We start from the raw sequence: 24,605 nt of genomic DNA, 5'->3' as shown, positions 1-24,605 counted from the left end.
CAACTTCGTTGGCTTGGTCGTTGCCTAGTGCAGATCGGTCACGACGTCAATTGCGGCAGGGCAGGTGCGTTCGATTTGCATCGTACCGCCCGTCGGCGGTTTCACTTCGAGCGCAAAAGTTTTGTTCGCGGTCAAAGCGGCATTCAAATAGACCCGAATCTTCGCCAGGTTACCGGCAGATAGAATCTGCACCGTCGCCGTGTTGGCGGGTGGTTGGGTGGCAACCCAGTTACCCGCGGTGCTGGTCGTGCCCGTCGCGTAGGTGAGGTCCGTGTTCACGCCGGTGTCGCGATAGGTCATCTTGACTTTGCTGAGGTCTACCGACGAACCGCCGGCAACCGTTGCGATGTTAAAGACCACTTCTTGCCCGGTGTTCTCGAGTACGACACTGCCTTTAAGTTCCATCGAGCCGCGGACTTCTTGCAAGCCAGCATACGCGGCTTCCTTGCTCCGTTCCGTGAGGAAGGTACCGGTCGAGAGGACGGTGAAGGCGAAGATGGCGGCGACCACGACGAAGGCAATCAGGATAATCGCCGTTTCCAGCGCGGTGATACCACTTTCGTCCTTCATCATTCGTTTGAATTTGGTGTTCATTCTAGTCTCCTTTTAGAATCTTGATTGTCTGGATAACAAGTGGAAGAGTACGTTGCTTGACTTTCGCTTCGATAGATACCTCCATTTCCGACGACCCTACATCGTTGACGTTTTGCTATTCTATAAACGAATTTAACACAGAGATTACCGGCGTGCCCTTTCAGATTCATTGCAAAATAATTTGCGCGCTTTGTGTTTGCGCTCCAGCACATAGCGCACACCCGCACTACCGGCAAGGACGAGCAGAATCAAGGCAACGATCAACCAAGCCGAGGGCAAGAGTGAATTCACGACGGCGACGATCAACACGACAACGGTCAGTCCAATGAGCATATCGGGACGATTACGGACAAAACTCAACGCGTTGCGCCACGCGATGTTTTGCCATTCCGGGTCTTCCTGTTCGAGCAACAAGACCAGCGGGTACATCTGCAACAAGAGCCATACGAACGCGAGCGCGAGCCAGAACGCGCGCAAGAACAAGGCGAGCGTCGCATCTTCAAGAAACAGACCGCCGGGCAGATACAGATAAATGTTGCTGAACAGGACGATGGCAAGGAGCATATTGACGATGGCGAGCAACCAGGCTTTTTTCTGCCAACGCGCACTCGCGGCTGTTTTTTCCGGTAACGCGTGTTGAATCTCGACAAGCGTCTTCTGAATATCGCGCTTGAGCGTTTTGACTTCGTGTTCGAGCGCTGCGATCCGCTGTTGCATTTGTTCGGATTCCATCCCCACCTCACTCTGTTTCACAGTCACTATACCCGGATTCGGACCCGTCTGCCCTTTCAAGTTCATTGCAAAAAAATTCGCCGAGCGATGTTATGCCGGCGAAAAAAAGTAACCGCGTCCGCGCACCGTGCGTATGAGTTGCGGCGCATCGGGACCGGCTTCAAGTTTTTGGCGCAAGCGAAACACGACCGAACGAATCACATTCTCGACCGTCCATTTGTCCATCCCCACGTATCCCACCGACCGGGCAAGTTGATTGACCGACAACACCTGGTTCGGCTGTTCCATCAGCGCAACAAGAATCGAGATTTCGCTTTCGGTCAATTCGACCGTGTGCGGTGGACGCGTGTGAAGGATCGCCATACGCTTGTCACGAACGAGTTCGAGCATGCTCTCCAGCGGCGGCGGAGACGCCGACGCGCGCGGCGCGGGCGCACTTTCACTCGGATCGCGCAACGCGTCCATCACATCGCCGATCATGTTCACCAAATGTTGGCGACGTAATTGTTGCGCGCGCTCTTCCATCGCTCGCGCGATCACGAGGTAGAGATCTTCCGATTTGCACGGCTTGAGCAAATAATCTACCGCGTTCAACTTGACCGCGAGAATCGCGCTCTCCGCGCTCGCGTGCGCGGTGAGCACGACGATGAGCAAATCGTGACGCAGTTCACGCGCGCGGCGCATGATCTCGGAGCCGGACATGCCCGGCAACACCAAGTCCACGATCATCAAATCGTACGTCTCGCCGGCAACCCGTTGCAACGCCTCTTCGCCGGAACTCACTTGGTCAACACGGCAACCCTTCAATTGGAGAAATTTGGCGATGGGTTGGCGCACATTGTCGTCATCGTCAACGACCAGCAGACGCGGCGCAGACTGGGTAGGCGCAGGAAAAGAAGCAGCCATTGGTTTGGTGACACTCTACCAGATTCGGCTCAACGCCGGCGCGGCGTGCGCGCTTCGTCTTCGACTTGACTCAAAATGATCTGGCGTTGATGCCAACCCCACGATACCGCTGCCACACAAATCAGAACGAGCATCGCTTCGAACATCGCACACCTCCGTGAACAAAAAAATCCCACTCCGAGTGACCGAAGCAGGATGGGTAACGAGATGCAGTGTTGAAATTTCTTCGGCGGCTCGGCGACCATCGTCTTGCGACCTTAGGTCCGTAGCTTTGCGTCGCCGGCTTTCGCCGGGTTTGCCATTTTCGAAGGTAGAGACCTGGCGCGCTTGGTCTCTACTTGAATCTGCGCTCATTATACGCGGCGCGATGCATTAGCTAAATGGGATTGTGGGGCTAGTATCAGAGGACTAGACGCGACGGAAGCGCCGTAGGGTTTTAGAAAACCCTGCGGGTCTATCCACCACGCGTCTCCACTGGAACCGGCGCCGCGCGCGCGGGAAGCGGCGGATCGGGATTGACGATCAAGCGTCGCCACACAAACGAGACGACCCACACCATCACGATGCCGCAGAACACGCCCGGCGACCACGCGCCCGCGCGGTCGAGCAGAAATCCGCCGACGATCGGCGCGATCACACGCGTCAAACTTTCGACCGACGCGGCGAGACCCAGGGTTCCGCCGATTTCTTCCGGGTACACCGATTTGGTCAACGCGCTGCTCAACACGGTGTTGAGCAATCCACCGGCGAGCGCGATCGGCGTCGTGATGACAAGAATGCCAATCAAATCGCCGACGACCGACCACGCGAGCAACGCCGCGCCCATCACCAGCGTGCCCACAAAGATCAAACGGTTTTCTGGGAAACGCGCGGTCAACCAACCGACGCCAACCGCTTGGATAAACACCGAGAGAATGCCGACGAATGCCAACACATACCCAGTTGTCTGCGCGGTAAACCCCAGGTGGTGTTGCGCGTACAGCGCAAAGATGGATTGCAACACCGCGAACGCCAAGCCGAAGAAGAACCGAATCTGCAAGAGCGGACCGACGCGCGGGCGCGTCAACGCGTTACGCAGCGCAGCGAAGGTAAACGGCGGACGTTGCCGTGACGCGCTGGCAACGCGTTGTTGTGCCGTCAGCGATTCGGGCAACCAGACCAAGACGGCGATGAAATTCAGGAACGCGAGTCCCGCCGCGATGAACGACGGCGCCGCGTAGCCCCATTGGCTCAACGTGCCGCCCACCGCAGGACCGATGATGAAACCGAGACCGAACGCCGCGCCCATCATGCCCAATCCGTTAGCGCGATTTTTTTCGTCCGTCACATCCGAGATGTACGCTTGCGCGACCGAAATGTTGCCGCCAGTCAATCCTTGAATCAAGCGGCTCGCGAATAACACCCACAGCGCGTTCGCAAATCCAAAGAGCATAAAACCGGTGAACGTGCCGAAAATACTGATGAGCAGTACCGGTCGCCGTCCCACACGATCCGACAAGCGACCCAGGATCGGCGCGCCGATCAACTGCGTCACCGCGTACGCGGCGACGAGCAAGCCGGTCGTGAATGGATCCGCCCCGAACGTCTCGGCATAGTACGGCAAGAGCGGCAGAATCAAACTAAAGCCGAGCAGGTCAATAAAAACGATGACGAAGATAGTCGCCAGACGACGATTATTCATTTGATTTTTTCCAACACCTTTCTCGACGCGGCATCTTGATATTTTGCGCCGAGCGACGCTTCGCGCGCTTCGGCATGTCGCGCGATTTCGTGAATCAGCCCGGAAAAAATCCAGGCATGAATCGGATAAAGCGAATACCAGTAAAACAAACCGAACAGACCTTTGGGCACAAAGAACGCGGTTTGGATCAGCAAGGTCGTACCATTTATTTGCGGGCGCGCTTGAAATTCGAGCCACGCCAAACCGGGGACGCGCATCTCGGCGCGCAAGCGCAACAAGCGATTCGGATCAACTTGTTCGACGCGCCAGAAATCGAGCGCGTCGCCGGTAAACAAATCGTCCGGATGGCGGCGACCCCGCCGATAGCCCACGCCGCCGACCAACCGGTCCACCGTGCCGCGCGCGCGCCACAAAAAATTGGCGAACAACCAACCGCGCGCGCCGCCCAGTCCGGTAAAAATGCGAAACACGGATTCGGCGGAGGCATTCACGATGTGTTGACGTGTTTCGGCAATGATACCTTCTTGCAGCGTCATGGTCACCGGACGCACGTCGCCGGTGCTCGTCACGAGCGCATCGCTCCACGACGTTTCGACTTGCGCGGTCTTGAGACGCATCAACGCAAGCTCGAGCGCGGTCGCGTAATCGAGCGGCTGGATGTCGGGAAACAATCGCCGCGCTTTGTCGTCGCGCACGACAACTTCGTTGCGTAATCCTTCGATGAGCGGCGCGGCGATGCTCGAGGAAATGGGCGTAACCCAGTGCACCCAATAGACCGAGAGGCGCGGCGTCAACACGGGCACGGGAATCAACCAACGCCGCAAACCGCGCGCGCGGGCATACCCCAGCATCATGCTTCGATAGGTTTGTATATCCGCGCCGCCGATCTCGATGATTTGTCCGGCGCTTTCCGGCACACGCAACGCTTGAATGAGATAACTAAGCACGTCGCGAATCGCGATCGGTTGGACACGCGTCGTGACCCAGCGCGGGCAGACCATCGCCGGCACGCGCTCGGTGAGATGGCGAATGATTTCAAAGGACACGCTACCGGAACCGACGATGATCGCCGCGCGAAACTCGGTGACTGGCACCTCGGCTTTGCGCAGCACATCGCCGGTGAGTTGGCGCGAACGCAAGTGACGCGAGAGATCGGCGCGCGGATCGCCCAGTCCGCCTAAATAGATGAGACGGTCCACGCCGGCATCGCGCGCGGCAAATGCAAAATTGTGCGCGCCGACCATGTCGCGCGTGTCATAGTCCGCCATTTGGCTCATGCTATGCACCAGGTAGTACGCGGCGTAAACATCGCGCATCGCCGCCGGCAGAGTATTCGGCTGGATGACGTCACCCTCCACAACCTCGACCTGGGTAAGCCACGCGCGTCCCTGCAAACGCGCCGGGTCGCGCACGAACACGCGCACGCGATAGCCCGCCTCGAGCAAACGCGGGACGAGCCGCCCGCCGACGTAACCCGTGACACCGGTGACCAAAATCAAATCACTCACTTGGTTTCCAATCCAAAATGATTTAGAATTGCAAACCTTCCAGGTCTCGCGCAAGCGTCTGGAAGGTCTTGACGATTTCGTTTCATTTCAACGCGTCGCGCAATGCCGGTTCGACATCTGGAAACTTGAATTTGAAACCGGCTTGCTGCAATCGCGTCGGCATCATGCGTTGGCTCGTCAGCAAAAGCCGGTCTGCCATTTCGCCGAGCGCGAGTTTCAACGCGATCTCCGGCACGGGCAACCACGCCGGACGCTTGATCGCCTTGCCGAGCGCGCGACCGAATTCCGCGTTCGTCACCGGATTCGGCGCGGAGAGATTGAACGCGCCGCGCAACGCAGCGTGATCTATCAAAAAGTGAATCGCGGCGATGTGATCCGCGAGATGAATCCAGGGCACGTACTGTTTGCCGCTGCCCAACGGACCGCCGACGAAAAATTTGAACGGCAGCGCGAGCATCGGAAACACGCCGTCAGTTTTGCTCAACGGCAAGCCGGTGCGAATGACGACGCGACGCACACCGAGCGACCAGGTTTCGGCGGTAGACGATTCCCAGTCTACGCAAACGCGCGCAAGAAAATCATTTCCGGCGGAGGTCTCTTCGGTGATGACTTGTACGCCGCGCGAACCGTAATAGCCGACCGCCGATGCTTGAATCACGACGCGCGGTTTCTCGGTCGTCGCCTGCACCGCCGCGACAATCGCGTGCCCCGCATTGACGCGGCTCTCGCGGATTTTGCGTTTGCGTTCCGCGCTCCACGGAATCGGCGGCATGCCGATGCTTGCGCCGGCGAAATTCACAAGCGCGTACGCGCCGTTCGCCAGATCGCCCCAGCCCTCCGCGGTGCGCCCATCCCATTGGACAGCGCGCATCCCGTTCGGCAAATTCTTCGCCTTGTCCGGTTGGCGCGTGAGCGCGATCAATTCGTATTCGTTTTGCGGCGCGGCTTGCGCGAACGCACGACCCAGGAATCCCGTACCGCCGGCGATAATGACCCGTTTCATTGCATCCTCCTTTGGCGATGACAAAAAACGAATGTGACATTGCCGAATTACTTACGCAGAAAAAAGTACACCGTACCGGCAGTAATCACTGTGACGACGATCAGCGCGCCGATGCCAAGGGCGGCGAAATTGATTTTGCCAAAATAGCTTTGAATGCTAATCCATACATTGGGAAACATCGGCACATCGGACATGCCCCATTCTGCGCGTCCACCGAGCGTAAGCACGTACTTGCCGGTCTTGTTCTGCGCGTTGTACACCGCGATCAGATACGCGCCATCGCCCGGCAAAGTGACCCGCGCGCTTTGGCGCGTCCAGTACGCCGTTTGCGTGGTCGGCTCCAAGAAAACACTTGCTGGATCGTGACCGGGGTCTGGCATCACGAGCGCGTGCTCGTTCGCGTTCAATGGAAACGGCACGGCGTCGGTTTGCGCGATCGCGTTGCCAATCAACGCGATCTCTACGCCAAACTGGGTCGCCTCATCGGTCTTGGGCAAGTTGGCGCTGATGTACACCACATCGCCACGCGCGCCGTCGAACGTGTAATAATTCACTTCGCCGGGCTGGGTCAATTGCGCGTAAACGACCCAGGAAGTTTGATCGTCGGTGATTTTGAACGCCGTCGCGCGCGTCACATTGCTGCGCGGCTCGACGAAAATCGGACCCTGCGCGAACGCCGCACGCGTGGCAAGCATCACTAGAACCATCGCGCCGAAAACAGCCAATCGTTTCATCAGAACCTCATTGGAAACACGCGTCGCTCAAGCGCGCCAGCAACGGTTTGAAAGCGGACGCGTGTTCCGAACCCAGGGCGCGACTAAGCGCGCGCGAAAACAGTTTGATGTGATTCACAACGGCGTCGGGCGGGACCGCTCGCGGCGACAACATCTGCTTGAGCCAGCGACCGTCCAGCTCCATCAAGTCGGGCACGTCGAACGCGAGCGCGGACGCGAGACTATCTGTCAAATACAACCCAGCCATCCGCAAATCTTCGGCGCGCCAACGCGCGCGCGGCGCAAGCGACAACTGCGCGAACACCGCCTCCGCTGATTCGCCCGCAATCGTCAAACGATGTTCCTGCAACGCCATCACCGCGTCCCAAGCGCGTCGCCGCGGCGCATACACCTCGCGACATGGTTTGAGCGTGGCAAGGCTGCGCGCGGCAGTGGATAGATCGTCGCCGAGAAAAACGCCGGGCAGACGTTCCTGCAACGCGGGCACAAGATTCAGCAAGCGTCCGCCGAATGCCAACGGCGTTGGCGGGCGATTTTCTTGGCGCAACCACGGGAGCAAACTTGCCAAGCCGATCACCGTCGTCACAGTAACAACGACCCAGTTCGACCTGGCTTGGCGCGCCGCGGCGGCGATTTCGGCGAGCGGCGTGCGTTGACCCAGGTACGTCACGCTCCAACCCTGTTGTTGCGCGAGCCACGCAAACATCAGCAGACCGATTTCGTGATCTTCAGCGGGCGCGCACGCGGTCAGCACGCGCGGGTTGAGCGTCAGATTGGACGCCTGCGATTGCAGCACCGCCGCCAGTTTGCGCCGCACCAAATTGCTCGCGAGGTGTTCCTGCCACACGGCAATTTCGTTCTGCGCCCACTGTTCGCCGATGGATGCCATCGTCGGTTGAATGATGTCGAGCGCGACCTGGGCGGGCGCGAACAGCGCGAACGCTTGATCGAGAATTTTCTGCGCCGCGTTCTCATCCGCTTCCACAAATGCCGCGAGGAGCGCGGCTTGCATTTCGGCAAGCGGCGGTTGCGTCGCGGCGAACGCTTGCGCCGGCGATTTTTGCTGGAACAGCAGACTGGCTTGGGCGGGCGATAGCCCGCTGGCGATTTGACGCTTCATCCACAGCACGTTAGCGATGTCATGCTCGTCGTACAGCCGGTAGCGATTATCCGCGTGGCGACTGGGGCGCGGGACGCCATAGCGGCGTTCCCACGCGCGCAACGTATGCACCGAAACGCCGGTGCGTTCGGCGACGATTTTGATAGTCAATCCAGCCATGGGCGCATTCACGCTAAAGATTATACATTCCTGTACAATGTTTGTCAAGTGTCCATGCAAGTCGCGCCAACGATTGCATCGTCACAAGAACTGTGTTAAAATTCGCACAAGCACAACGTTCCACCGCGAAATTCAGCCCGTAGACGCATCCTTCGACTACGCTCAGGACGCCGCGCCGCTCAGGATGCTTTCGTGAAGTACTGAACCTGAAAAGTCTGTCGAACGCGAACCAGTTCAGTCCGCGCGCGATGATTCGAATGATGTATCGAAGGGTCTATGCCGGACACGAACAGCACGACACGCGATCTCTTTATCAGCTACAGTCACTACGATGCCGCCTGGGTGCGCGCACATCTGTTGCCGCCACTCGAAGCGGCGGGCATTGCGGTTCTGATTGATTTCCGCGATTTCGAACCGGGCGCGCCTAGCGTAACCGAAATGGAGCGCGCGGTGCTCACTACTCGCAAAACGTTGTTGGTCATTACCCTGCGCTACCTCGCCAGCGAATGGACTGCCTTTGAAAACATCCTCGCCCAAACACTCGATCCTGCCGCGCGCCAACGCCGCGTCATCCCACTGCTCCTGGAACGTTGCGAATTGCCTCTCCGCATTCGGATGCTGACGTATTTGGATTTCTCCCAGCCCGACCCACTAACCTGGACGCGCCTGATCAATGCCGTGCGTCCTCCATCCAATTCATCCACCCCAACCTGACCTCACCAAGACCATCGAACGCGCTATCTGGAGGTGTCGAATGACCGAGAACGCGCGTGCCCAGTACGATGTTTTTGTGAGCCATGCTTCCGCCGACCGCGCGTGGGTGGAAGACTGGCTCTTGCCGCGCTTGGAACAAGCCAACTTGCGCGTGTGTGTCGGCTTTCGCGACTTTGTGGTGGGCAAACCGGAAATCGAAAACATTCAACACGCGGTCGCGCACAGTTATCGTTCGCTCGTCGTAGTGACGCCGGCGTGGCTGGCAAGCGAATTGAATGTGTTCGAGGCGCAATTGTTGCGGTACGACGATCCACTGGCGCAACGACGCAAGTTATTGCCGCTCATCCTCAAGCCGTGTGACCTGCCCGAAATTTTCACCAAGCCCAAATTGACCTCTGCCGATTTCACAAACCAAAAGAAATGGGAACAGCAATTCACGCGCGTCCGCCGCGATGTTGAAGATGTGATTCCCGTTCCTTTCCCGCGTGGCTGGGATTGGAGTGCGTGGCGACGCTGGGTTCGGCGCTATCGGCGCGAGATTCGGCGTTACACCATCGCGTTGACCGCGCTCGGTGTTTTGATATTGATGCTGGGTCAACAAGGACCGTTTGCGCCGCGACTCGGGTGGTCCGCGGTTGATCTGCGCGATGATCTCGGGCACACCGCGCAAGACGCGTTCCGCATTTTGCGCGTGGACGATGCGCTCGTCGTCGGCGCCGCGAGCGATTTTGCAAACGATTGCAAAAAGGTTGCCGATTTGCCGGGCTTGTGGCGCAGTGAGAATGGCGGGCAAACGTGGAAAGCGGTCACGGCGACGCTCGAGTTCAAGCTACCTGGTCAGACCTGCACGATCGCGGCAATCAAATCGTTTGCGGCAACGGGACGTCGCGTGTATGCCGCGACGAGCGATGTCGGCTTGCTTCGGAGCGACAATGCGGGCGCAAGCTGGGACGCGGTCGGTGTCGGTCAAGTACCCGAGCAACTCAAATTGGTGGCAGTTTCACCCAGCAATCCTGATCTGGTCTTTGTCGCGGTCACCGGCGGCAGCTTGTGGCGCTCGACAGATGGCGGCAATCGGTGGACGCGCGTGGATACGGCAGGAGCATGTCCGGGCGCGGCTGGGCGCGCGCTGCCAGAAAATTTTTTGGTCAACGCGATGTTGATGACGGATGCCGGACTGTACGTGGGTAGCGGCGCGACTGAACGTCCACCCAGTTATGCCGGTTTGTACTATAGCCGCGATGATGGCGCATGTTGGCAACGTCAACACGATGGAATGCAACGCTATCGCTATCTTGCGTTAGCCCACGCGCCGAATCCGCAAAACGAGATCGTGATGTTGACCCAGGATCTTCGCGCGCCGTATGATGCCAAGCCGTATCATGTCTGGAGAATCGAAAACGGTGCGCCGTCGAACCCAATCGGCGAATTCTCGCAGACGGTAAGTGGATTGTACGTAGATGGCAACGCACAACCGCGTTGGTACGTGGCGGATTTTTTCGGCAAAGTTTATTACAACTATGTTCGCGGGGCAGGCACTCCCGACACACTTGCGCCGGTGAATCTTTGTTTCGCTTGCCTGTTGTATTTCGCCCAAGACCCGCGCGCGCCGGCGGATGTCCCGCTCGTGTTGATGAACTCGCGCATCGTGTTCGCCAGCAATCGGGTCTTGCGTTATCAAATCGTGCCCTGGTATCGCGCGCTGTTGCCATAAAAGTAATTTTGGAATTCAGTCAACCTTGCGAAGGGTTAATCGAAAAACCTTCGCAAGAGTTTTCGCTAAAGAATGACGCCAGTGTTACGAAAAGAAAGGAGGATGCTCGTGAATCACGTACGCCGTCCGGCTGCGAATTCGATTTACCCGCGCGGCGAATCGCGCTTCGCGCGCGAACTGTCGCCGCAACGTTCGCGTCAATCGCCAATCATTCGCCCCCACGACGACAAAGCGAATATCCGCGTGCTATCGCCTGGTCAGGACCCGTTCGTGGGCGGCGGCTTTAATGCCGACGCGAAAGAGCTGGAGATTTCGCAAACCGCGTTGCGCGATTACCAACCACAGTACGCCAAGATGCAACAGGAATTCAAAAACACCTTGTTCACTTGGCGCGCACAACGCTCGGCGGCGACCGGTCTGCCGACGCATCTCCCAGGTTGGTTGCAATCGGATCAAGTGAGTTGGTCTAATCCGGTCGAGAAGGCAACGGCGTGGCTCAACAATCCGATGATTTCGCAAGCGTTGTTCGGAACAATCGAGTGGAAATCGGTGTGGCGTCTTGTGCCGGACGACTTGACGCGCGAGGTGGAAGCGGACGTGCGTTACCAACAATTCTCCGGCGAATTGCCGGTGTATGGCGGTACGCTCAACGTGCACATCACGGCGAAGGAGCGACGCGTCTATGCGACGAGCGCTTTTTTCCCGGCGCCGCACGATCTCGCCTTCAAGTCAGAGGTCTCCATCGAGCAAGCCGTTTGCATCGCGCTCAATGCGGTAGCGCACTATACCGAGCGTACGCCAAACCCAGACGCGCAAGTCGAAATCGAACTCGTGGAACGCGCACGAAATCGCGTGGTGAAATGTGTGGACGCCGTGCCTTCGTTTGCCGGTTGGCACGCGCGGGTGGTGCATTATGCCGGGAGCGAATCGTGTGTACTGCCTTTCGGTGGAGAGTATTTTCTCGCGACCCAGGTTGAATTGCATTCTCCCGATGACACAGAAACCTGGACGCTGTTCATTGATCGCGAATCCGGCGAGGTGCTCGGTTTGCCGCAATCGTCCGCGTTGCACGCGAACGCGGTGGCGTTTTCGAATGCGGGCGAGGCGTTGCATTGGGAACTCGTACCGAACGCGCAACTGACCGGCAATTTTCCGGACGCCGATCCTACGCCGGCGTTCATCCATGTCAAAATTCAAACGGCGAACGGCGAGGTTCCTTTCCAATGGCAAGCAGGACCGTTGAGCCATGATCCGAGCACGCCCGAATTCAAGGCGGCGAACGCGGCGTATCACGCCGGCAAAATGTTGACCTATTTTCAGAACGGTTGCGCTGGACAACCCAACAGTGTTCGCGCGCGCTTGAATCCGGCGACACACATTGACCTAGTCGTGGACACGATTGCGCGAACCAAGTTCGATTTCGGCAGTACGCCGCCGCGCATCACGTTTCAAAAAGACCCAGGTGATGGCATCGAGACCGCCGCGAATTTAGTGCATCAACCGGCGCTTGACCCGGAGTTGATTTATCACGAAGTCGCGCACGCGTTGATGTGGCTGCTCAATCCAAAACCGTTCAAAGCTTCGCCCGGTGCGCCGCCCTTTGCGCGTTCGTTGTTGGAGGGGTATGCCAATTATTTTGCGCGCTCACTCGCCGAGCAAACGGACCCCGCGTTGTTGTGGGCGCGCGCGGCGTATCGTGCCCAGGATGTCGTCGCCGGCGTTGACAAAGGGTGGGGACAACGCTGGGCGCTGACGCGTCCAGACGCCATCGCCGGCGCAGACCTGTTCGCTTTGCCGAATCTCTATCCGCTTGCCGTGGTCAGTGAGGACGCGTTACCGGTGTATGATGCGGCGATGGTCTGGGCGCGCGTGTTGTGGGATTTGCGAACACTCGTCGGCGTTGATGTGGCGGATCGTTTAGCGTTGAGCGCGTACATCAAATTCGACAGTGAACTCGTTTCCAATTTCGAGTTTGCCAGCGAGACGCTCTCGTACACCGCCGAAGTTGAATTCCCCCAGATCGAATGGCGCGAAATTTTGCGCGTGCTGTTCTCACAACGTGGCATCGTGACCAACCAAGGAATCCAGGCATTAACCACATCGGGGCAATCGGTCGTCGTCGGCGCAGATGCCGGCGTGATGCGCTTTGACGGACAAAATTGGTCGCGCAAAGAAGACGAACTGGTGGACAATCAGCCGAATGAATTTTTGCGCGATGTGGTTGCGCTCGCCGTTCGTGGTAACACGTGGTACGCCGCGACGGAGACCGAGGTTTATCAGCAAGGTCCCAACCATGCCCGGTGGCGCAAGGTCGCGGCATGGAAGAACGCCAAACATGGGCGACTCTTTGCACTTGCCACTCCCTCGAACGACGACCCATTTGTGGGGAGCGGTTTGGGCGCGTTGCATCCGAATCCGACCTGGACATTCTACAACCCGCAAAATGGCACGCAATTCGAAGGTCGGCTCGCGCTCGATCTCGCCATCGCGACGAACGCGGTATCGGCATTGTGCATCGCTGGCTACAACGCAGTGTGGACGCGCGCCGCGAATGGCTCGTGGAAGATGGTTGTCTTAAATCGCCAAGCCGATGATTTGGTCACGTGTCTCGCGTCGAACGACGCGACGGTTTACGTCGGCACGGGCAACGTCGGTATCTGGCAATTGCAGATTGACCAGAATGGCGAAACGCAACATCAAATCCAGGTTGCGACGAAAGCAAACCTGAATGATTCGGCGGTGCTTTGCCTTGCCGTCAGCGCCGCGCCGGAATTCGCGGTGTATGCGGGCACGACGAGCGGCGCGTTCAAAGGCGTCTCGCGCAACCATGCTTGGGAATGGACGCGACTCGACGGCGGCGATTTACCGCACGATGCCACGGTCACGCAAATTCTTGCGAAGGACGATGTGCTCTGGGCAGGCACCGCGCTGTACGGACTGTGGCGTCGCGTGAACGAGGTATGGGAACCGGTAGATGAGGTTGACGCGTTAGCGGGCATCACTGTGCCGACGCTAAAGACCGAGCAGGTCATCGCGCTTGCGCCTTCTACGCGCTGGACTAGTCGCTGGGCGGTTTTCTATTTACAGCAAGCGACGCCCACACTCGTCGTTGATCCGCGACCTGAGGAGTTATGGTGGTTGAAAAGGAGTGTCCAGAAAATTGCCGGCAACGCTGAGGATACGCGGATCGTTTACGCACAACTCGAACCTGGCTACTATGCGCTCAAGTACGGCGCGGTGAATGTGGTCACGACGATCCAACTCGACCTTTGACTGTGACGCAATCGGATGAGCAGAAAGGAGGTGCGCCTTCAAATTTTCGCACAACAAAGTAGTTTGGCATCGGCAAAGTGGTTACAATCGCGCTAGCGACCCAGGTCAAAAAAGGAGTGCTAAATGGCTTCGCAATTCGTGGTTGAAGCAACGTTCGAGATGAAAAAAAGCAAGTCGCTCGGACCGTACTTTGGCAAACGCGCGGTATATTCCTTGGCGAACGCGCCAGACGCGGTGTTGGCTTTTGACTCGTCCGCGAACTTGAGCGCGGCGATTGACCAGACCGTTGATCCGGTGTACTGGATCACGCGAACGCGCAATACCGCCGGCGCGGATTCGTTCAACAGCACCAAGTACACTTTGATTTCCATTGGAAATGCCGAGCCGTTGATTGATTTGCGATTGGATCATCCCAACCAGATTGATCCTGTCGTTCCCGCCGGACGTTCCATTAAACTCGCGCGGCAAAAGGAATTCACCGCGCCCTTGGGTGGTCCGGGAACCAAGGTCGGTGAACTGACAGTGAAACTGGAAGGTCCCGCCGGCGACTTTTATCCATTGACGATTGAAGCGGTGGGACATGCGACGGATCGCGCCCAAGCCCTCGCCAACTTTGCGAATGTTTTCATGGTGTTGGCGCGCCGCGCCGGCGGCTATGGCGTAATGTTTGTCCTCGGCGCTCAAATCGCCGGCGACCCAGCTACCTGGAGAGCCGAGTTTTGCGAGAACACACGCGGGACAACCGATCCGATTTTGCAGGGGATGCGCGCAATCGCGGGCTGTTGAAGCGTGAGTCTGCGCTTGCCGCATCGCAAATCCAACGCGCCTGATGGTGAATAAAACAAGACCGTCTCTGAATCAGAGACGGTCTTGTCATTACACAAAAGCAAATCGCTGGAAATAGTCCAGGTTGAGCGCCAAGAGTTGCGACACCTCGATTGTGGACGCGTCGGTTGGAACTGGGAATGGATTATCTTGTTGCGCGGACTTTATGAGTGTTTCGATGGCGCGCAATAATTGTTGATCTTCACTCGCGCGCAGTTGCTCCGCCGTCAAATTGCGTTCCCCTTCCGGCATCAACAGACGCGCGGTCACCGGCAGTGTGACCGTTTTATCCGGGATGATCCCTTTGTGCCAAATCACGCGTCCATTCGGCGTCAGCCATTCTTGGATCGCGAGCATCAACGCCGAGCCGTCGGACAGCCCAAACTCGGTGAGCACGGTGCCGGTGCCGAAGGTCGTCTCGCCGATCAGCGTCGCGCGCTGTGCGTCTTGCAGCGCGCCCGACACGATCTCGGACGCACTCGCGCTCCCGCGATTGACCAAGACCACGAGCGGAACCTGGGTTGCGAGTCCGCCAGGGCGTACCGCGATGTGACGGATTTGTCCCTGCGAGTCTTTTTCCAAAAGCACATCGCCGCTCGACAAGAATTGACTCGCGGTGGTGGTCGCTTCGCTCAACAATCCGCCGGGATTATTTCGCAAGTCCAAAATGATGCCGGTCATACCCTGTTGCTGAATCTCGGTCAGCGCGGCGCGCAGATCGCGGCTGGTGTTCTGGCTGAACGCGGCGATCCGTAAATGCGCGAGCGTTGTGCCGGGCAACTGTTGCCACGTCACATTGTTCAGCGTGATCCGCGCGCGCACGATGGTCAGATCCATCGTCTGGTTCGTTTGCGGATCCAGGATCGTCAACGTGACCGCTGTGCCAGCCGGACCCAGGACGCGGCTGATCACTTGTTCCAACGGCAGACCCGTAACCACGTCGCCGTTGACTTTGAGAATGATGTGACCCGCGCGCAAGCCGGCGCGTTGCGCTGGCGAATTATCGAACGGCGCGATGATGACCGGGTGTCCATCCTTCGATTCCAGTTGCGCGCCGATGCCTTCGTACGCCCCTTGCCGGAAATTGTGTTGCGCCTTGACCATCTCCGGCGTCATAAACGTGCTGTGCCCGGTATCGCCGAGCGCGTTGACCATGCCGCTGATCGCGCCATACGTGAGCGGCTTGGTTTGCTTGGCGCTCTTGTCTACATAGTGTTGGTCAATCTTGCTCCACGCTTCGGCGATCAATTGCATATCGGGTCCGGCTGGCGTGGGCGTCTGCGCTTGCGCGGCGAGGACCTGGTGATCGAACACAATTCCAACGCCGATGCCGAGACACAAAACGAACACTATGATCACGCGCATCAAGATGCGTCGTAGATAGATTGGCATAGTTTCCTCCGTTAAAAATGTCGGACCAGTTGAGACGATAGCCCGGTTACCGATCTCCGTCACAACTTTAACTCCGGCGGGTGCTGAAGCAAGTTGAGTCGGTGGCGCATCGGGGTTCTTACGCAATCATTTTGAGCACGCCGAGGTCTTGATTCTCGGATGCCGCAACGTATTTGGTTCAACGAGAATTGCCGTGGTACCCCCATTTGTAGTGGGTATGAGATGTGATAGAATTGTTAGTAAGTAGTTTGGATGAGGTGCTGGAGGGTGTTGGGTTCATAGCTCTAGTTTACATCAAAACGCTCGAGTTGGCACATCCGCATCAGCGGACGTACCACAGGGTGTGCGTCAAGTTTTTGGGTGGTGAAAAAACCTTGCGCAGGTTGAACGGCAATCCTATTTGATTTGTCGTCAAAACCTTCGCAAGGTTGAGTGTTCCAAAATTTGGAGGGACACCCCGTACCACAGTCTCGATTTCTTTTCCTTGATTACCTGTGTTATTCTATGTTAATCCGTGTCCATTTTTCAAACGATCAGGTGGCTAGAATACTGATTACCGACGACTGACGACTGATGATAACCTGGCTTGCTTCCTACCCCAAATCCGGCAACACCTGGATGCGCGCATTGCTCACGAATTATTTGCGCGCGGCGGACGCGCCCGCCAACATCAACGCGCTCGATGGCGGACCGATCGCGAGCGCGCGCCTCTGGTTCGACGAGTGGGTCGGCGTCGAAGCGTCGGCATTGAGCGATGCCGTCATCGCGCGCTTGCGTCCCGGCGTGTATCGTTGTCTCGCGCGGGAAACGCCGGACATGCTCTACATGAAAGTTCACGACGCGTGGGCGCGCACGGATCGCGGCGAGCCGCTTTTTCCCAGCGATGTTACTGCCGGCGTGATTTATATTTTACGAAATCCGTTGGACATGGCAATGTCGGTCGCGCATCATTATGGCGTGAGCGTGGCAAAGGCAGTCGAAAATCTCTGCGATCCAACGTTCGCCACGTCGCGTTCGCTCGGCGGACTGTCCGATCAACTGCGCCAATCGCTTGGCTCGTGGAGCGGGCACGCGCGTTCCTGGCTCGACGAATCAGGTCTGCGCGTGCATGTGGTGCGCTACGAAGACCTGCGCCGCGATCCAGAAACCGTGTTTGGCGCGGTGGTGCGTTTCTGCGGGTTGCCCTGGGACGCGACGCGCGTGCGTCACGCCGTCGCCTTTTCCGATTTTTCGGAATTGCAAAGACAGGAACAGACCCAGGGATTTCGCGAACGATCCGTCGCCGCGTCCGGCGCATTTTTCCGACGCGGGCAAGTCGGCGCGTGGCGGGAAGAGTTGCCGCCTGATTTGGCGCGACGATTGATCGAAACACATGGTGAAACGATGCGACGATTTGGTTATGGTGAACAGTAAACAGTGAGCAGTGAGCAGTGAGCAGTGAGCAGTGAGCAGTGGAGAAGAGTAGATGACAATTGAATTGAACACGCGCGTTGTGCGCGCTGAAGGGTTGGTGAGCCGCGCGGTGGATCAAGACATTGTGATCCTCAATCTGGCAAGCGACAATTATATCGCGCTGGATCAGATCGGCAAACGCATCTGGGAATTATTGGAGACGCCGCGCCGCGTGGACGAATTGTGCCGGCAATTGAGCCAGGAATTCGCGGGCACGCCGGAGCAGATCGCCAACGATGTCCTGCATTTCCTGGCTGAATTGGAAAGCGAGCAGATGGTGCATGGGCTGGATAAACCGTCTGCGTAAATTGCGCGCCACGTCCTGGTCGGAGCGTTGGTTGTTATTCGAAGCATTGGTCTGGCTTGGCATGATGCGCGCGGCAATTCACTTGTTTCCGTTCCGCCGCATTGCCGACGGGCTGGGCTTGACGCAAGGCGCTGATGCCGTCACGCTCGATTCTGTGCGCGCGGCACAAGCCGCGTGCATCGGTTGGGCAGTGCATGCCGTCGCGGCGCGCGTGCCGTGGTTGAGCACGTGTCTGGTCGAGTCGCTAGCCGCCGTCATCCTGTTGCAGCGCCGCGGCATTCCCGCCACGCTCTACCTGGGTGTTGCCAAAGATACGACCGCGCCGGAAAAGATGGTGGCTCACGCCTGGTTGCGTTGCGGGGATGGCATCGTCGCCGGCGCGCATGGACGTGAACGGTTTACCGTCGTTTCGACATTTTGTGCGGCGAACCCAGCCAAGCGCGACCTAGCATAGAGCAACACCAGTCGGCGCGAGATTTTCACGCGGGCGGCTCCAATTGACGATGATACTTGATTCTTGTATCATGCAGTTGTGATCGTGTTTGTAGAAGAATACGCTAGAGTTAGTTGGCTATCGAATCGTCGCGCTGAGTTTTGGATGGGCGATGGGATTGACCCAGGTCTGGCATAGATTGCTCAATCGAATCGAAAACATTAGCATCCGCACGCGCCTGCTCGTGCTGATGCTCCTCTTTGGCTTGGCAGTCATCATCAACATCCTCGCGCTTTTCTTTCTCGCGCGCTCCGTATCCTCCTCGCTTCAAGTGATCGAAAGCGCGCGCGTGCGCCAGTTGGCTGCCGTCGAGACGCATGAAAAACTCCGCAACGCCGAAGCCGCGCTCTACCGCTATCACCTTGAAGGCGCCGCCGGATTTGCAACCCAGTTCGAAGATCAAATCACACTTTTCGGCGCGAGCGTGGCGACGTATCAATCGCTCGCCGCGACCGATGAAGAACGCCGTTGGGCGAATGAACTCGCGCAGACGCGGCAGAATGCCGCCAACCTCGGCAAGGACTTGATTCGCCTGCACGACAAACAGACCAGCGATTTGGAAATCATGCTCGACACGGAGACGCAACTGACCGGTTTGTTGCTGAGTCAAGTGCTCCCCTTGCGCGGAACCGATCCCGATTTCCAACGCGTGGTCAATGGCATGAACGAAAACGCGCAGGGGATGTTGCTGGCAGTCACCGCGTATCTCACCCTGCCGGACGATAACACGCGCGCGCAATTTACGGCGACGACGATCCAGTTTCAGCAGTACGCGACCCAGTATCGCGCGATGGCGAACCGTGCGACAGAGGCGGACGGCGCGAATCGGATTGACGCGCAGTTCGCGCGCCTGCAAAACATCGGCTCGCAATTGATCAGCGATCGCGATCAACAGCAATCGTTGTACGCGCGTTTCTTTGCCGAAATGTTTCAGGCGGGTCAACGCGTCATTGTCGGACAGATCCAGCCGCATGAGGCGCAACAATTAGCCGAGGCGCAACAGAATTTGTGGGCGGCGGTCGGTACCGCCATCCTCGTCAGTCTGGTCGTTCCGATCACGATGACGGTGATTGCCGCGTTCATTGCGACACGCCTCGCGCGCGGCATGAATCAAAACATCCTGGCGTTGCTGCGCGGCGCGGATCGCGTCGCGGCGGGTCATCTCGAACAGCCGGTCACGGTCAACACGACCGACGAACTCAAGCGGCTCGCCGAAGCATTCAACAACATGATGACCGACCTCGCCACGCGCGAGTTGCGCTTGAAAGCGCGTCTCGCGGAACTCGAAACACTGCGTCAGGTGAGTCTCCACATTACGAGCACGCTCGATCTCGACCAGGTGTTGAACACCATCGCCACGAGCGTCCTGGGTCTCGTCGAGGCGTCGAACGTGTACATTTTTACGCGCGATGACGCGGCGCGGGCATTGCAACTGGTCGCCAGTGCCGGCAGGCATGGGAGCAGCGCGACCACGCCGCCGCGTCCCGATAGTCTCGTCGCGGTGGTCGCCTCGACTGGGCAACCGCACGTCGTCCACGGTGCGTTGAGCGAACCGCTGTTCAATTCCGGCGATACGCAAAGTTGGTCCGCGCCCTCCACCGCTGCGTTCCCGATGAAACTGAGCGAACAAATCCTGGGTGTGTTGCACATTGTGTTGGACGCGCGGCGCACCTTTACGAGTGAAGACGTACGGATTTTGAGTCTCCTCGCCGATCAAGCGGCGGTTGCACTGGGCAACGCGCGTCTGTATACCAGTCTGGCTGAACGCGAAGAGCGCGTGCGGACGCTGATGCAAAAGATGGCGCAGATTCAAGATGAAGAACGTCGCCTGATTGGATTGGATTTGCACGATGGATTGACGCAACTCGTGATTAGCGCGAACATGCACCTGCAAACGTTGAATTCGATGATCGCCCAGGTCGTGGACGCGCCGGCGCGGCACGAGTTGGAGGAGAGTCGCGCGTTGATCCAAAGCGCGATTGCCGAAGCGCGCCGCGTCATCACCGAACTGCGTCCGACCGCCGTGGAGGATTGGGGTCTGGCGGAAGGTCTGCGGCGTTATGTGCTTGATGTGTGCGTGGAGGAAGGTTGGCGCGCTGAAACCCAGATTAACTTGGATGGAATTGAATTGAGTCCCGCGGTCCAAACCGCGATCTTTCGCATCGCGCAAGAGGCGCTCGCGAATGCGCGCAAACATTCCCATACGGACACCATCAAACTGGATTTGCAATCCGATGCCAACAATCTATTTTTGCAGGTGCAGGATTCCGGCTGTGGTTTCGATCTTGCCGCCTTGACGAATGAGACCGAGCGGCTTGGTTTGATCAGTATGCGGGAACGCGCCAAGATGCTGGGCGGCGCGTGCGAGATCACGAGCCAGCTCGGGCACGGCACGCGCATTTCAGTACGGATACCCCTCGCGGCATTTCAGAGGAGCGTGAATGAGCAGTGACATGAATTCGGAAATCACCATCGTCATCGCCGACGATCATCCGATGGTACGCACTGGGTTACGCAGTATGCTCAACGTGCCGCGCGTGCGGATCGTCGGCGAAGCGGAAAACGGCGACGAAGCGGTTCGCATGGCACTGGCACTCAAACCGACCGTCGTGTTGATGGATGTGCGAATGCCGGGGATGGATGGCATTCAGGCGTTGGAAACATTGATGAATGCCAAGTCGTCGGCGCGCGTGATCATGCTGACGACGTATCGCAGCACCGCGTACCTCTTGCGTTCGCTGTCCGCCGGCGCGGTGGGATTCGTGCTCAAAGACATCGCGCGGGAAGATTTGCTCGCGACGATCTATGCGGTGGCGAGCGGCACTTCGATGGTGGATAGCCAATTTCTCAAAAGCGTCTTACGCAACTTGGAGAATGAGCCAGGCGGTAAAGACACGCCACCCGAAAACATCGAGCCGCTGACCGCGCGTGAAAAAGATATTTTGCGTTTGATGGTTGAGGGCTTGACGAATCAAGCGATTGCGGATGTGTTGAGTCTCAGCGTCGGAACAGTTAAAGGACACGCGCATACCATCCTGCAAAAACTGGGGACGAACGACCGCACGCAAGCCGCGGTGAAGGCGATTCGGCTGGGGTTGATCAAGTAGAGGGGACTTGCTAGGGCTTTGTCAAAGTCGCGCCAGGCTGTCATTTCGAGCGAAGCGAGAAATCTTTTTCCTGCGCGACCAGAGATTTCTCCTCGCAAACGCTTCGCGGCTCGTCGAAATGACAATGACAAAGCCTTGTCGAGCTACCCAATGTCATTTACCTTTCCTGGGAGTTGTTATATAATCCGCACATAGGTAATTATACAGAAAGAATTCTGTATAACAATCCCAGCGGGGTCTCATGCGGAAATTTGTCCGCTTAAGTCATAGTTAGGCGCTTCAAGGAAAATGAAATATGAGCATGTGCTTAGTAATTTACACATTGAGCGATACAAATATTCAGAAAGTCCTTGCCGATCCGCCACTTATTTGGAAAGTCATTGCTTCAGCTGATCCAGATCCGTATGAAAATGCCCGTGTAGAACCATCGGGTTTCTTCAGCAAGGTTTTTGGACGAAAGAATGGTAAAACTGAACAACCAGCGGAACTCCTACTCGCCGAAGATGAAATCGCCGATATAGATATTGACAAAGCGTGGCACGGTCTACACTACATGCTTACCAAATCTGCGTGGGAAGGCGAAGCACCTCTGAATTTCCTAGTAAAGGGTGGGGGTGAAGTTGGTGATATTGATGTCGGTTATGGTCCTGCCCGAGTTTTCACATCGGATGACGTCCACAAGATAAATGCGGCATTGAAGCCAATTGATGGCGAGTTTCTCAAAAGCCGTTTTGACCCTATAGAAATGACAAAGTTAGAGATTTATCCAGACATTTGGGAGCGCAATCCTGAAGAAGACGATACTTTCGGTTACTGTGAAGAGTATTTTGGCGTTCTAAAGAGTTTTGTTGAGCAAGCAGCAGAGCGTAACCTTGGTCTGGTAATTTGCTTGTCATGAAAACGCGCCTAACAAAGCGTGCACCCGACGCTGGGGAGTCTGCGCGTTTTCAAGCGCTTTTCGTGGCTTGAAGCTGGTTCCATCAAAGAGGCGTTGTCTCGTCCCGCCCACCAGCGGGTAACGCACACCGTTATGCGTTTTGACAGCATCGTTAATTCATCTGTCAGTCTTGAACACTCGTAAGTAGAGAAAACATGAACGAATTTCTGTACTGGGCAGTCTTTGCCACAATCATCACGATCATGCTGGCTCTGGACTTGGGTGTATTCAATCGCAAAGCGCATACTATTAAACCCAAAGAGGCGTTATTGACGAGTCTCCTGTGGATTACAGTTGCACTCGCATTCAACGCGGCAATCTTTTACATGCAGGGCAGTGAGAAAGGTCTCGAATTTCTCACGGGTTACTTGATTGAAAAGTCGCTCAGTGTGGATAACATTTTCGTATTCGTCGTCATTTTTTCTTACTTCCACACCTCTGGGGAATTGCAACACAAGGTATTATTTTGGGGCATCTTGGGGGCGCTCATCATGCGCGGCATTCTAATTGCCGTCGGTTCAGCATTGATTCACGAATTCGAGTGGATCATCTACATCTTTGGCGCGTTCCTGATTTACACTGCAGTTAAACTTGCGACGCAGAACGAAAGCGGCATGCATCCTGAAAAGAATCCTGTCGTCAACCTCTTCCGAAAAATCATGCCTGTTACGCAAGAGTATGATGGCGCAAAATTCTTTACACGCGTGAGCGGCAAATTGGTCGCAACACCATTGTTCATCGTGCTACTCGTCGTCGAAACCACCGATCTCATTTTTGCGCTGGATTCAATCCCTGCCATCTTTGCCATAACCACCGACCCATTCATAGTATATACGTCTAACGTTTTTGCAATACTTGGACTGCGCGCGTTGTACTTTCTGCTGGCAGGCGCAATAGGCACGTTTCGCTATCTAAAGATCGGTCTTTCCCTGGTGCTTGGTTTTGTCGGTATCAAGATGATTATCGCCGCGCTCGACATTAAAATCCCGATTGCCATTTCACTCGGCGTGATTGCTGTCATCTTAACCGTGTCTATCGTCGCCTCAATCTTCGCGAACCGACGCGACGCTAAAGCAAAATAATGGAACGCTTGATCCGAATTAAAGTAGGCGTGATTGCGCGTTCTTTTTTTGCGGGCTTGAGTTACTTTATAAAAACCAGCGTATTCAATGGGTAAAAAACGCCAAACAAAGCGCGCAATGGAAAGGTGGGAATTGCACAAAACCGCGCATCCACCGAGCGCATTCGCGCAGTGGCGGCGCGCTTGTCCGACGATGAAATGCAACACGCCGTCGGCGAACGCTGGACTGTCGCCATCGCTCTGGCGCATCTGGCATTCTGGGATCGCCGCGTGATGTACGACCTCGATATGACCGAACGCGATGGCAAACTCTTCATCCCAGAAATTGATATTTTTGTGAACGACCTATCGCTCCCGCTCTGTGGGCGGCGATCCCGCCGCGCGCCGCCGCGCGGATCGCGATTGAATCGGCTCAACAACTGGACAAACGACTGGAAAGTTTTCCGCCAGCATTACTCGAAGAAATCTACACCTACAACAAACGCGGGATCGTGCTCGCGTTGCACCAGGGTGAACATCTCGATGAAGTGAACGCGGCGTTGAAACGCTGAATTCTAATCTTGATGATCGCTCCAGACCCGCGAGCGGGCATAGAGCCGAAACCTCGGCGCCACCCTACCAGGTGGGGGATAAAAAACCCCCCATCTGGTAGTTCTTTTTACCTTCTCACTATGCTATTCTTCAAACACCTCTTTTTTCGAAACTGTAGTATGCCCGCCGGTAAAATGGCAATTGAAATTGCCCCGCGTGAGCCGTTGGCTGGTCGCCCGCCCCCACTCCGCTTCGCTACGGGGCTATAGTACGCGGGCGAATTTCGCGTCCACGTAGGCAATTGTCCCGAATGCAATGAGGGATGGACGCCCGGCGGAACGC

The 24,605-nt window shown here is 56.9% G+C and carries 21 protein-coding genes and 1 riboswitch; of the genes, 12 read left to right on the top strand and 9 right to left on the bottom strand.

Features of this window, described 5'->3' with window-relative positions; all coding sequences use genetic code 11:
* Nucleotides 1-24 precede the first annotated feature (24 nt).
* From HY868_11310 to HY868_11275, 8 genes are all read right to left on the bottom strand, one after another.
* Nucleotides 25-594, bottom strand: a complete 570-nt coding sequence (locus tag HY868_11310; GenBank protein ID MBI5302717.1) for a hypothetical protein — start codon at nucleotides 592-594, stop codon at nucleotides 25-27.
* A gap of 144 nt (nucleotides 595-738) precedes the next feature.
* On the bottom strand, nucleotides 739-1,326 hold the full coding sequence (locus tag HY868_11305) for a hypothetical protein (GenBank protein ID MBI5302716.1): 588 nt from the start codon (nucleotides 1,324-1,326) through the stop codon (nucleotides 739-741).
* Between the two features lie 90 nt (nucleotides 1,327-1,416).
* Complete coding sequence (locus HY868_11300) at nucleotides 1,417-2,232, bottom strand: response regulator transcription factor (GenBank protein ID MBI5302715.1); 816 nt, start codon at nucleotides 2,230-2,232, stop codon at nucleotides 1,417-1,419.
* Between the two features lie 225 nt (nucleotides 2,233-2,457).
* A riboswitch (cyclic di-GMP riboswitch) is annotated at nucleotides 2,458-2,542 on the bottom strand.
* Between the two features lie 144 nt (nucleotides 2,543-2,686).
* Complete coding sequence (locus HY868_11295) at nucleotides 2,687-3,913, bottom strand: MFS transporter (GenBank protein MBI5302714.1); 1,227 nt, start codon at nucleotides 3,911-3,913, stop codon at nucleotides 2,687-2,689.
* Nucleotides 3,910-5,421 carry a DUF2867 domain-containing protein gene (locus HY868_11290; protein MBI5302713.1) on the bottom strand — a complete coding sequence of 504 codons (1,512 nt, stop codon included), beginning with the start codon at nucleotides 5,419-5,421 and terminating at the stop codon, nucleotides 3,910-3,912. Before HY868_11290 ends, HY868_11295 begins: the two co-directional genes overlap by 4 nt.
* A gap of 82 nt (nucleotides 5,422-5,503) precedes the next feature.
* On the bottom strand, nucleotides 5,504-6,424 hold the full coding sequence (locus HY868_11285) for a TIGR01777 family protein (protein ID MBI5302712.1): 921 nt from the start codon (nucleotides 6,422-6,424) through the stop codon (nucleotides 5,504-5,506).
* A gap of 47 nt (nucleotides 6,425-6,471) precedes the next feature.
* The gene (locus HY868_11280) at nucleotides 6,472-7,158 is read right to left on the bottom strand and encodes a hypothetical protein (GenBank protein ID MBI5302711.1); all 687 of its coding nucleotides are present in this window, start codon (nucleotides 7,156-7,158) and stop codon (nucleotides 6,472-6,474) included.
* Nucleotides 7,159-7,165: 7 nt separating this feature from the next.
* Nucleotides 7,166-8,437: a MerR family transcriptional regulator gene (locus tag HY868_11275; protein MBI5302710.1), complete on the bottom strand. Its 1,272-nt coding sequence runs from the start codon at nucleotides 8,435-8,437 to the stop codon at nucleotides 7,166-7,168.
* Nucleotides 8,438-8,713: 276 nt separating this feature from the next.
* Here HY868_11275 and HY868_11270 point away from each other — a divergent pair, with 276 nt between their 5' ends.
* The 4 genes from HY868_11270 to HY868_11255 all read left to right on the top strand — a co-directional run bounded on the left by HY868_11270 (nucleotide 8,714) and on the right by HY868_11255 (nucleotide 14,924).
* Nucleotides 8,714-9,151, top strand: coding sequence for a toll/interleukin-1 receptor domain-containing protein (locus HY868_11270; GenBank protein MBI5302709.1), 438 nt, complete (start codon nucleotides 8,714-8,716; stop codon nucleotides 9,149-9,151).
* 40 nt (nucleotides 9,152-9,191) lie between these two features.
* Nucleotides 9,192-10,865 carry a TIR domain-containing protein gene (locus tag HY868_11265; GenBank protein ID MBI5302708.1) on the top strand — a complete coding sequence of 558 codons (1,674 nt, stop codon included), beginning with the start codon at nucleotides 9,192-9,194 and terminating at the stop codon, nucleotides 10,863-10,865.
* A gap of 108 nt (nucleotides 10,866-10,973) precedes the next feature.
* Nucleotides 10,974-14,138: a hypothetical protein gene (locus tag HY868_11260; protein MBI5302707.1), complete on the top strand. Its 3,165-nt coding sequence runs from the start codon at nucleotides 10,974-10,976 to the stop codon at nucleotides 14,136-14,138.
* A gap of 123 nt (nucleotides 14,139-14,261) precedes the next feature.
* Nucleotides 14,262-14,924 carry a hypothetical protein gene (locus tag HY868_11255; protein MBI5302706.1) on the top strand — a complete coding sequence of 221 codons (663 nt, stop codon included), beginning with the start codon at nucleotides 14,262-14,264 and terminating at the stop codon, nucleotides 14,922-14,924.
* A gap of 90 nt (nucleotides 14,925-15,014) precedes the next feature.
* Here the strand turns inward: HY868_11255 and HY868_11250 are convergent, their stop codons facing one another.
* Nucleotides 15,015-16,355: a S41 family peptidase gene (locus tag HY868_11250; protein MBI5302705.1), complete on the bottom strand. Its 1,341-nt coding sequence runs from the start codon at nucleotides 16,353-16,355 to the stop codon at nucleotides 15,015-15,017.
* 573 nt (nucleotides 16,356-16,928) lie between these two features.
* Between HY868_11250 and HY868_11245 the strand changes: the two genes are divergently transcribed.
* The 8 genes from HY868_11245 (at nucleotide 16,929) to HY868_11210 (ending at nucleotide 24,263) form a co-directional block, all read left to right on the top strand.
* Entirely contained in the window at nucleotides 16,929-17,768 is an 840-nt protein-coding gene (locus HY868_11245) for a sulfotransferase domain-containing protein (protein MBI5302704.1), read from the top strand.
* A 52-nt stretch (nucleotides 17,769-17,820) separates the two neighbouring features.
* Nucleotides 17,821-18,114, top strand: a complete 294-nt coding sequence (locus HY868_11240; GenBank protein ID MBI5302703.1) for a PqqD family protein — start codon at nucleotides 17,821-17,823, stop codon at nucleotides 18,112-18,114.
* On the top strand, nucleotides 18,098-18,568 hold the full coding sequence (locus HY868_11235; GenBank protein ID MBI5302702.1) for a lasso peptide biosynthesis B2 protein: 471 nt from the start codon (nucleotides 18,098-18,100) through the stop codon (nucleotides 18,566-18,568). The genes HY868_11240 and HY868_11235 overlap by 17 nt, the downstream gene beginning before the upstream one ends.
* Before the next feature lie 151 nt (nucleotides 18,569-18,719).
* A complete protein-coding gene (locus tag HY868_11230; protein ID MBI5302701.1) occupies nucleotides 18,720-21,059 on the top strand; it encodes a GAF domain-containing protein in 2,340 nt (779 codons plus the stop codon).
* Entirely contained in the window at nucleotides 21,049-21,714 is a 666-nt protein-coding gene (locus HY868_11225; GenBank protein ID MBI5302700.1) for a response regulator transcription factor, read from the top strand. The genes HY868_11230 and HY868_11225 overlap by 11 nt, the downstream gene beginning before the upstream one ends.
* 295 nt (nucleotides 21,715-22,009) lie before the next feature.
* On the top strand, nucleotides 22,010-22,612 hold the full coding sequence (locus HY868_11220) for a YfbM family protein (protein MBI5302699.1): 603 nt from the start codon (nucleotides 22,010-22,012) through the stop codon (nucleotides 22,610-22,612).
* A gap of 194 nt (nucleotides 22,613-22,806) precedes the next feature.
* Complete coding sequence (locus tag HY868_11215; GenBank protein MBI5302698.1) at nucleotides 22,807-23,733, top strand: TerC family protein; 927 nt, start codon at nucleotides 22,807-22,809, stop codon at nucleotides 23,731-23,733.
* Nucleotides 23,734-23,858: 125 nt separating this feature from the next.
* Nucleotides 23,859-24,263, top strand: coding sequence for a hypothetical protein (locus HY868_11210; GenBank protein ID MBI5302697.1), 405 nt, complete (start codon nucleotides 23,859-23,861; stop codon nucleotides 24,261-24,263).
* Nucleotides 24,264-24,605: the final 342 nt, after the last annotated feature.

It is taken from the genome of Chloroflexota bacterium (assembly GCA_016219275.1).
GTDB lineage: Bacteria > Chloroflexota > Anaerolineae > UBA4142 > UBA4142 > JACRBM01.
Note: the sequence above shows the minus strand (reverse complement) of the source record. Positions and strands in the feature narration are given on the sequence as shown.

Excerpts from the sequence above, each read along its gene's own strand:
- HY868_11310 (MBI5302717.1), bottom strand. The coding sequence starts at position 594 with ATGAACACCAAATTCAAACGAATGATGAAGGACGAAAGTGGTATCACC.
- HY868_11305 (MBI5302716.1), bottom strand. The coding sequence starts at position 1,326 with ATGGAATCCGAACAAATGCAACAGCGGATCGCAGCGCTCGAACACGAA.
- HY868_11300 (MBI5302715.1), bottom strand. The coding sequence starts at position 2,232 with ATGGCTGCTTCTTTTCCTGCGCCTACCCAGTCTGCGCCGCGTCTGCTG.
- HY868_11295 (MBI5302714.1), bottom strand. The coding sequence starts at position 3,913 with ATGAATAATCGTCGTCTGGCGACTATCTTCGTCATCGTTTTTATTGAC.
- HY868_11285 (MBI5302712.1), bottom strand. The coding sequence starts at position 6,424 with ATGAAACGGGTCATTATCGCCGGCGGTACGGGATTCCTGGGTCGTGCG.
- HY868_11280 (MBI5302711.1), bottom strand. The coding sequence starts at position 7,158 with ATGAAACGATTGGCTGTTTTCGGCGCGATGGTTCTAGTGATGCTTGCC.
- HY868_11275 (MBI5302710.1), bottom strand. The coding sequence starts at position 8,437 with ATGGCTGGATTGACTATCAAAATCGTCGCCGAACGCACCGGCGTTTCG.
- HY868_11270 (MBI5302709.1), top strand. The coding sequence starts at position 8,714 with ATGCCGGACACGAACAGCACGACACGCGATCTCTTTATCAGCTACAGT.
- HY868_11265 (MBI5302708.1), top strand. The coding sequence starts at position 9,192 with ATGACCGAGAACGCGCGTGCCCAGTACGATGTTTTTGTGAGCCATGCT.
- HY868_11255 (MBI5302706.1), top strand. The coding sequence starts at position 14,262 with ATGGCTTCGCAATTCGTGGTTGAAGCAACGTTCGAGATGAAAAAAAGC.
- HY868_11250 (MBI5302705.1), bottom strand. The coding sequence starts at position 16,355 with ATGCCAATCTATCTACGACGCATCTTGATGCGCGTGATCATAGTGTTC.
- HY868_11245 (MBI5302704.1), top strand. The coding sequence starts at position 16,929 with ATGATAACCTGGCTTGCTTCCTACCCCAAATCCGGCAACACCTGGATG.
- HY868_11240 (MBI5302703.1), top strand. The coding sequence starts at position 17,821 with ATGACAATTGAATTGAACACGCGCGTTGTGCGCGCTGAAGGGTTGGTG.
- HY868_11230 (MBI5302701.1), top strand. The coding sequence starts at position 18,720 with ATGGGATTGACCCAGGTCTGGCATAGATTGCTCAATCGAATCGAAAAC.
- HY868_11225 (MBI5302700.1), top strand. The coding sequence starts at position 21,049 with ATGAGCAGTGACATGAATTCGGAAATCACCATCGTCATCGCCGACGAT.
- HY868_11220 (MBI5302699.1), top strand. The coding sequence starts at position 22,010 with ATGAGCATGTGCTTAGTAATTTACACATTGAGCGATACAAATATTCAG.
- HY868_11215 (MBI5302698.1), top strand. The coding sequence starts at position 22,807 with ATGAACGAATTTCTGTACTGGGCAGTCTTTGCCACAATCATCACGATC.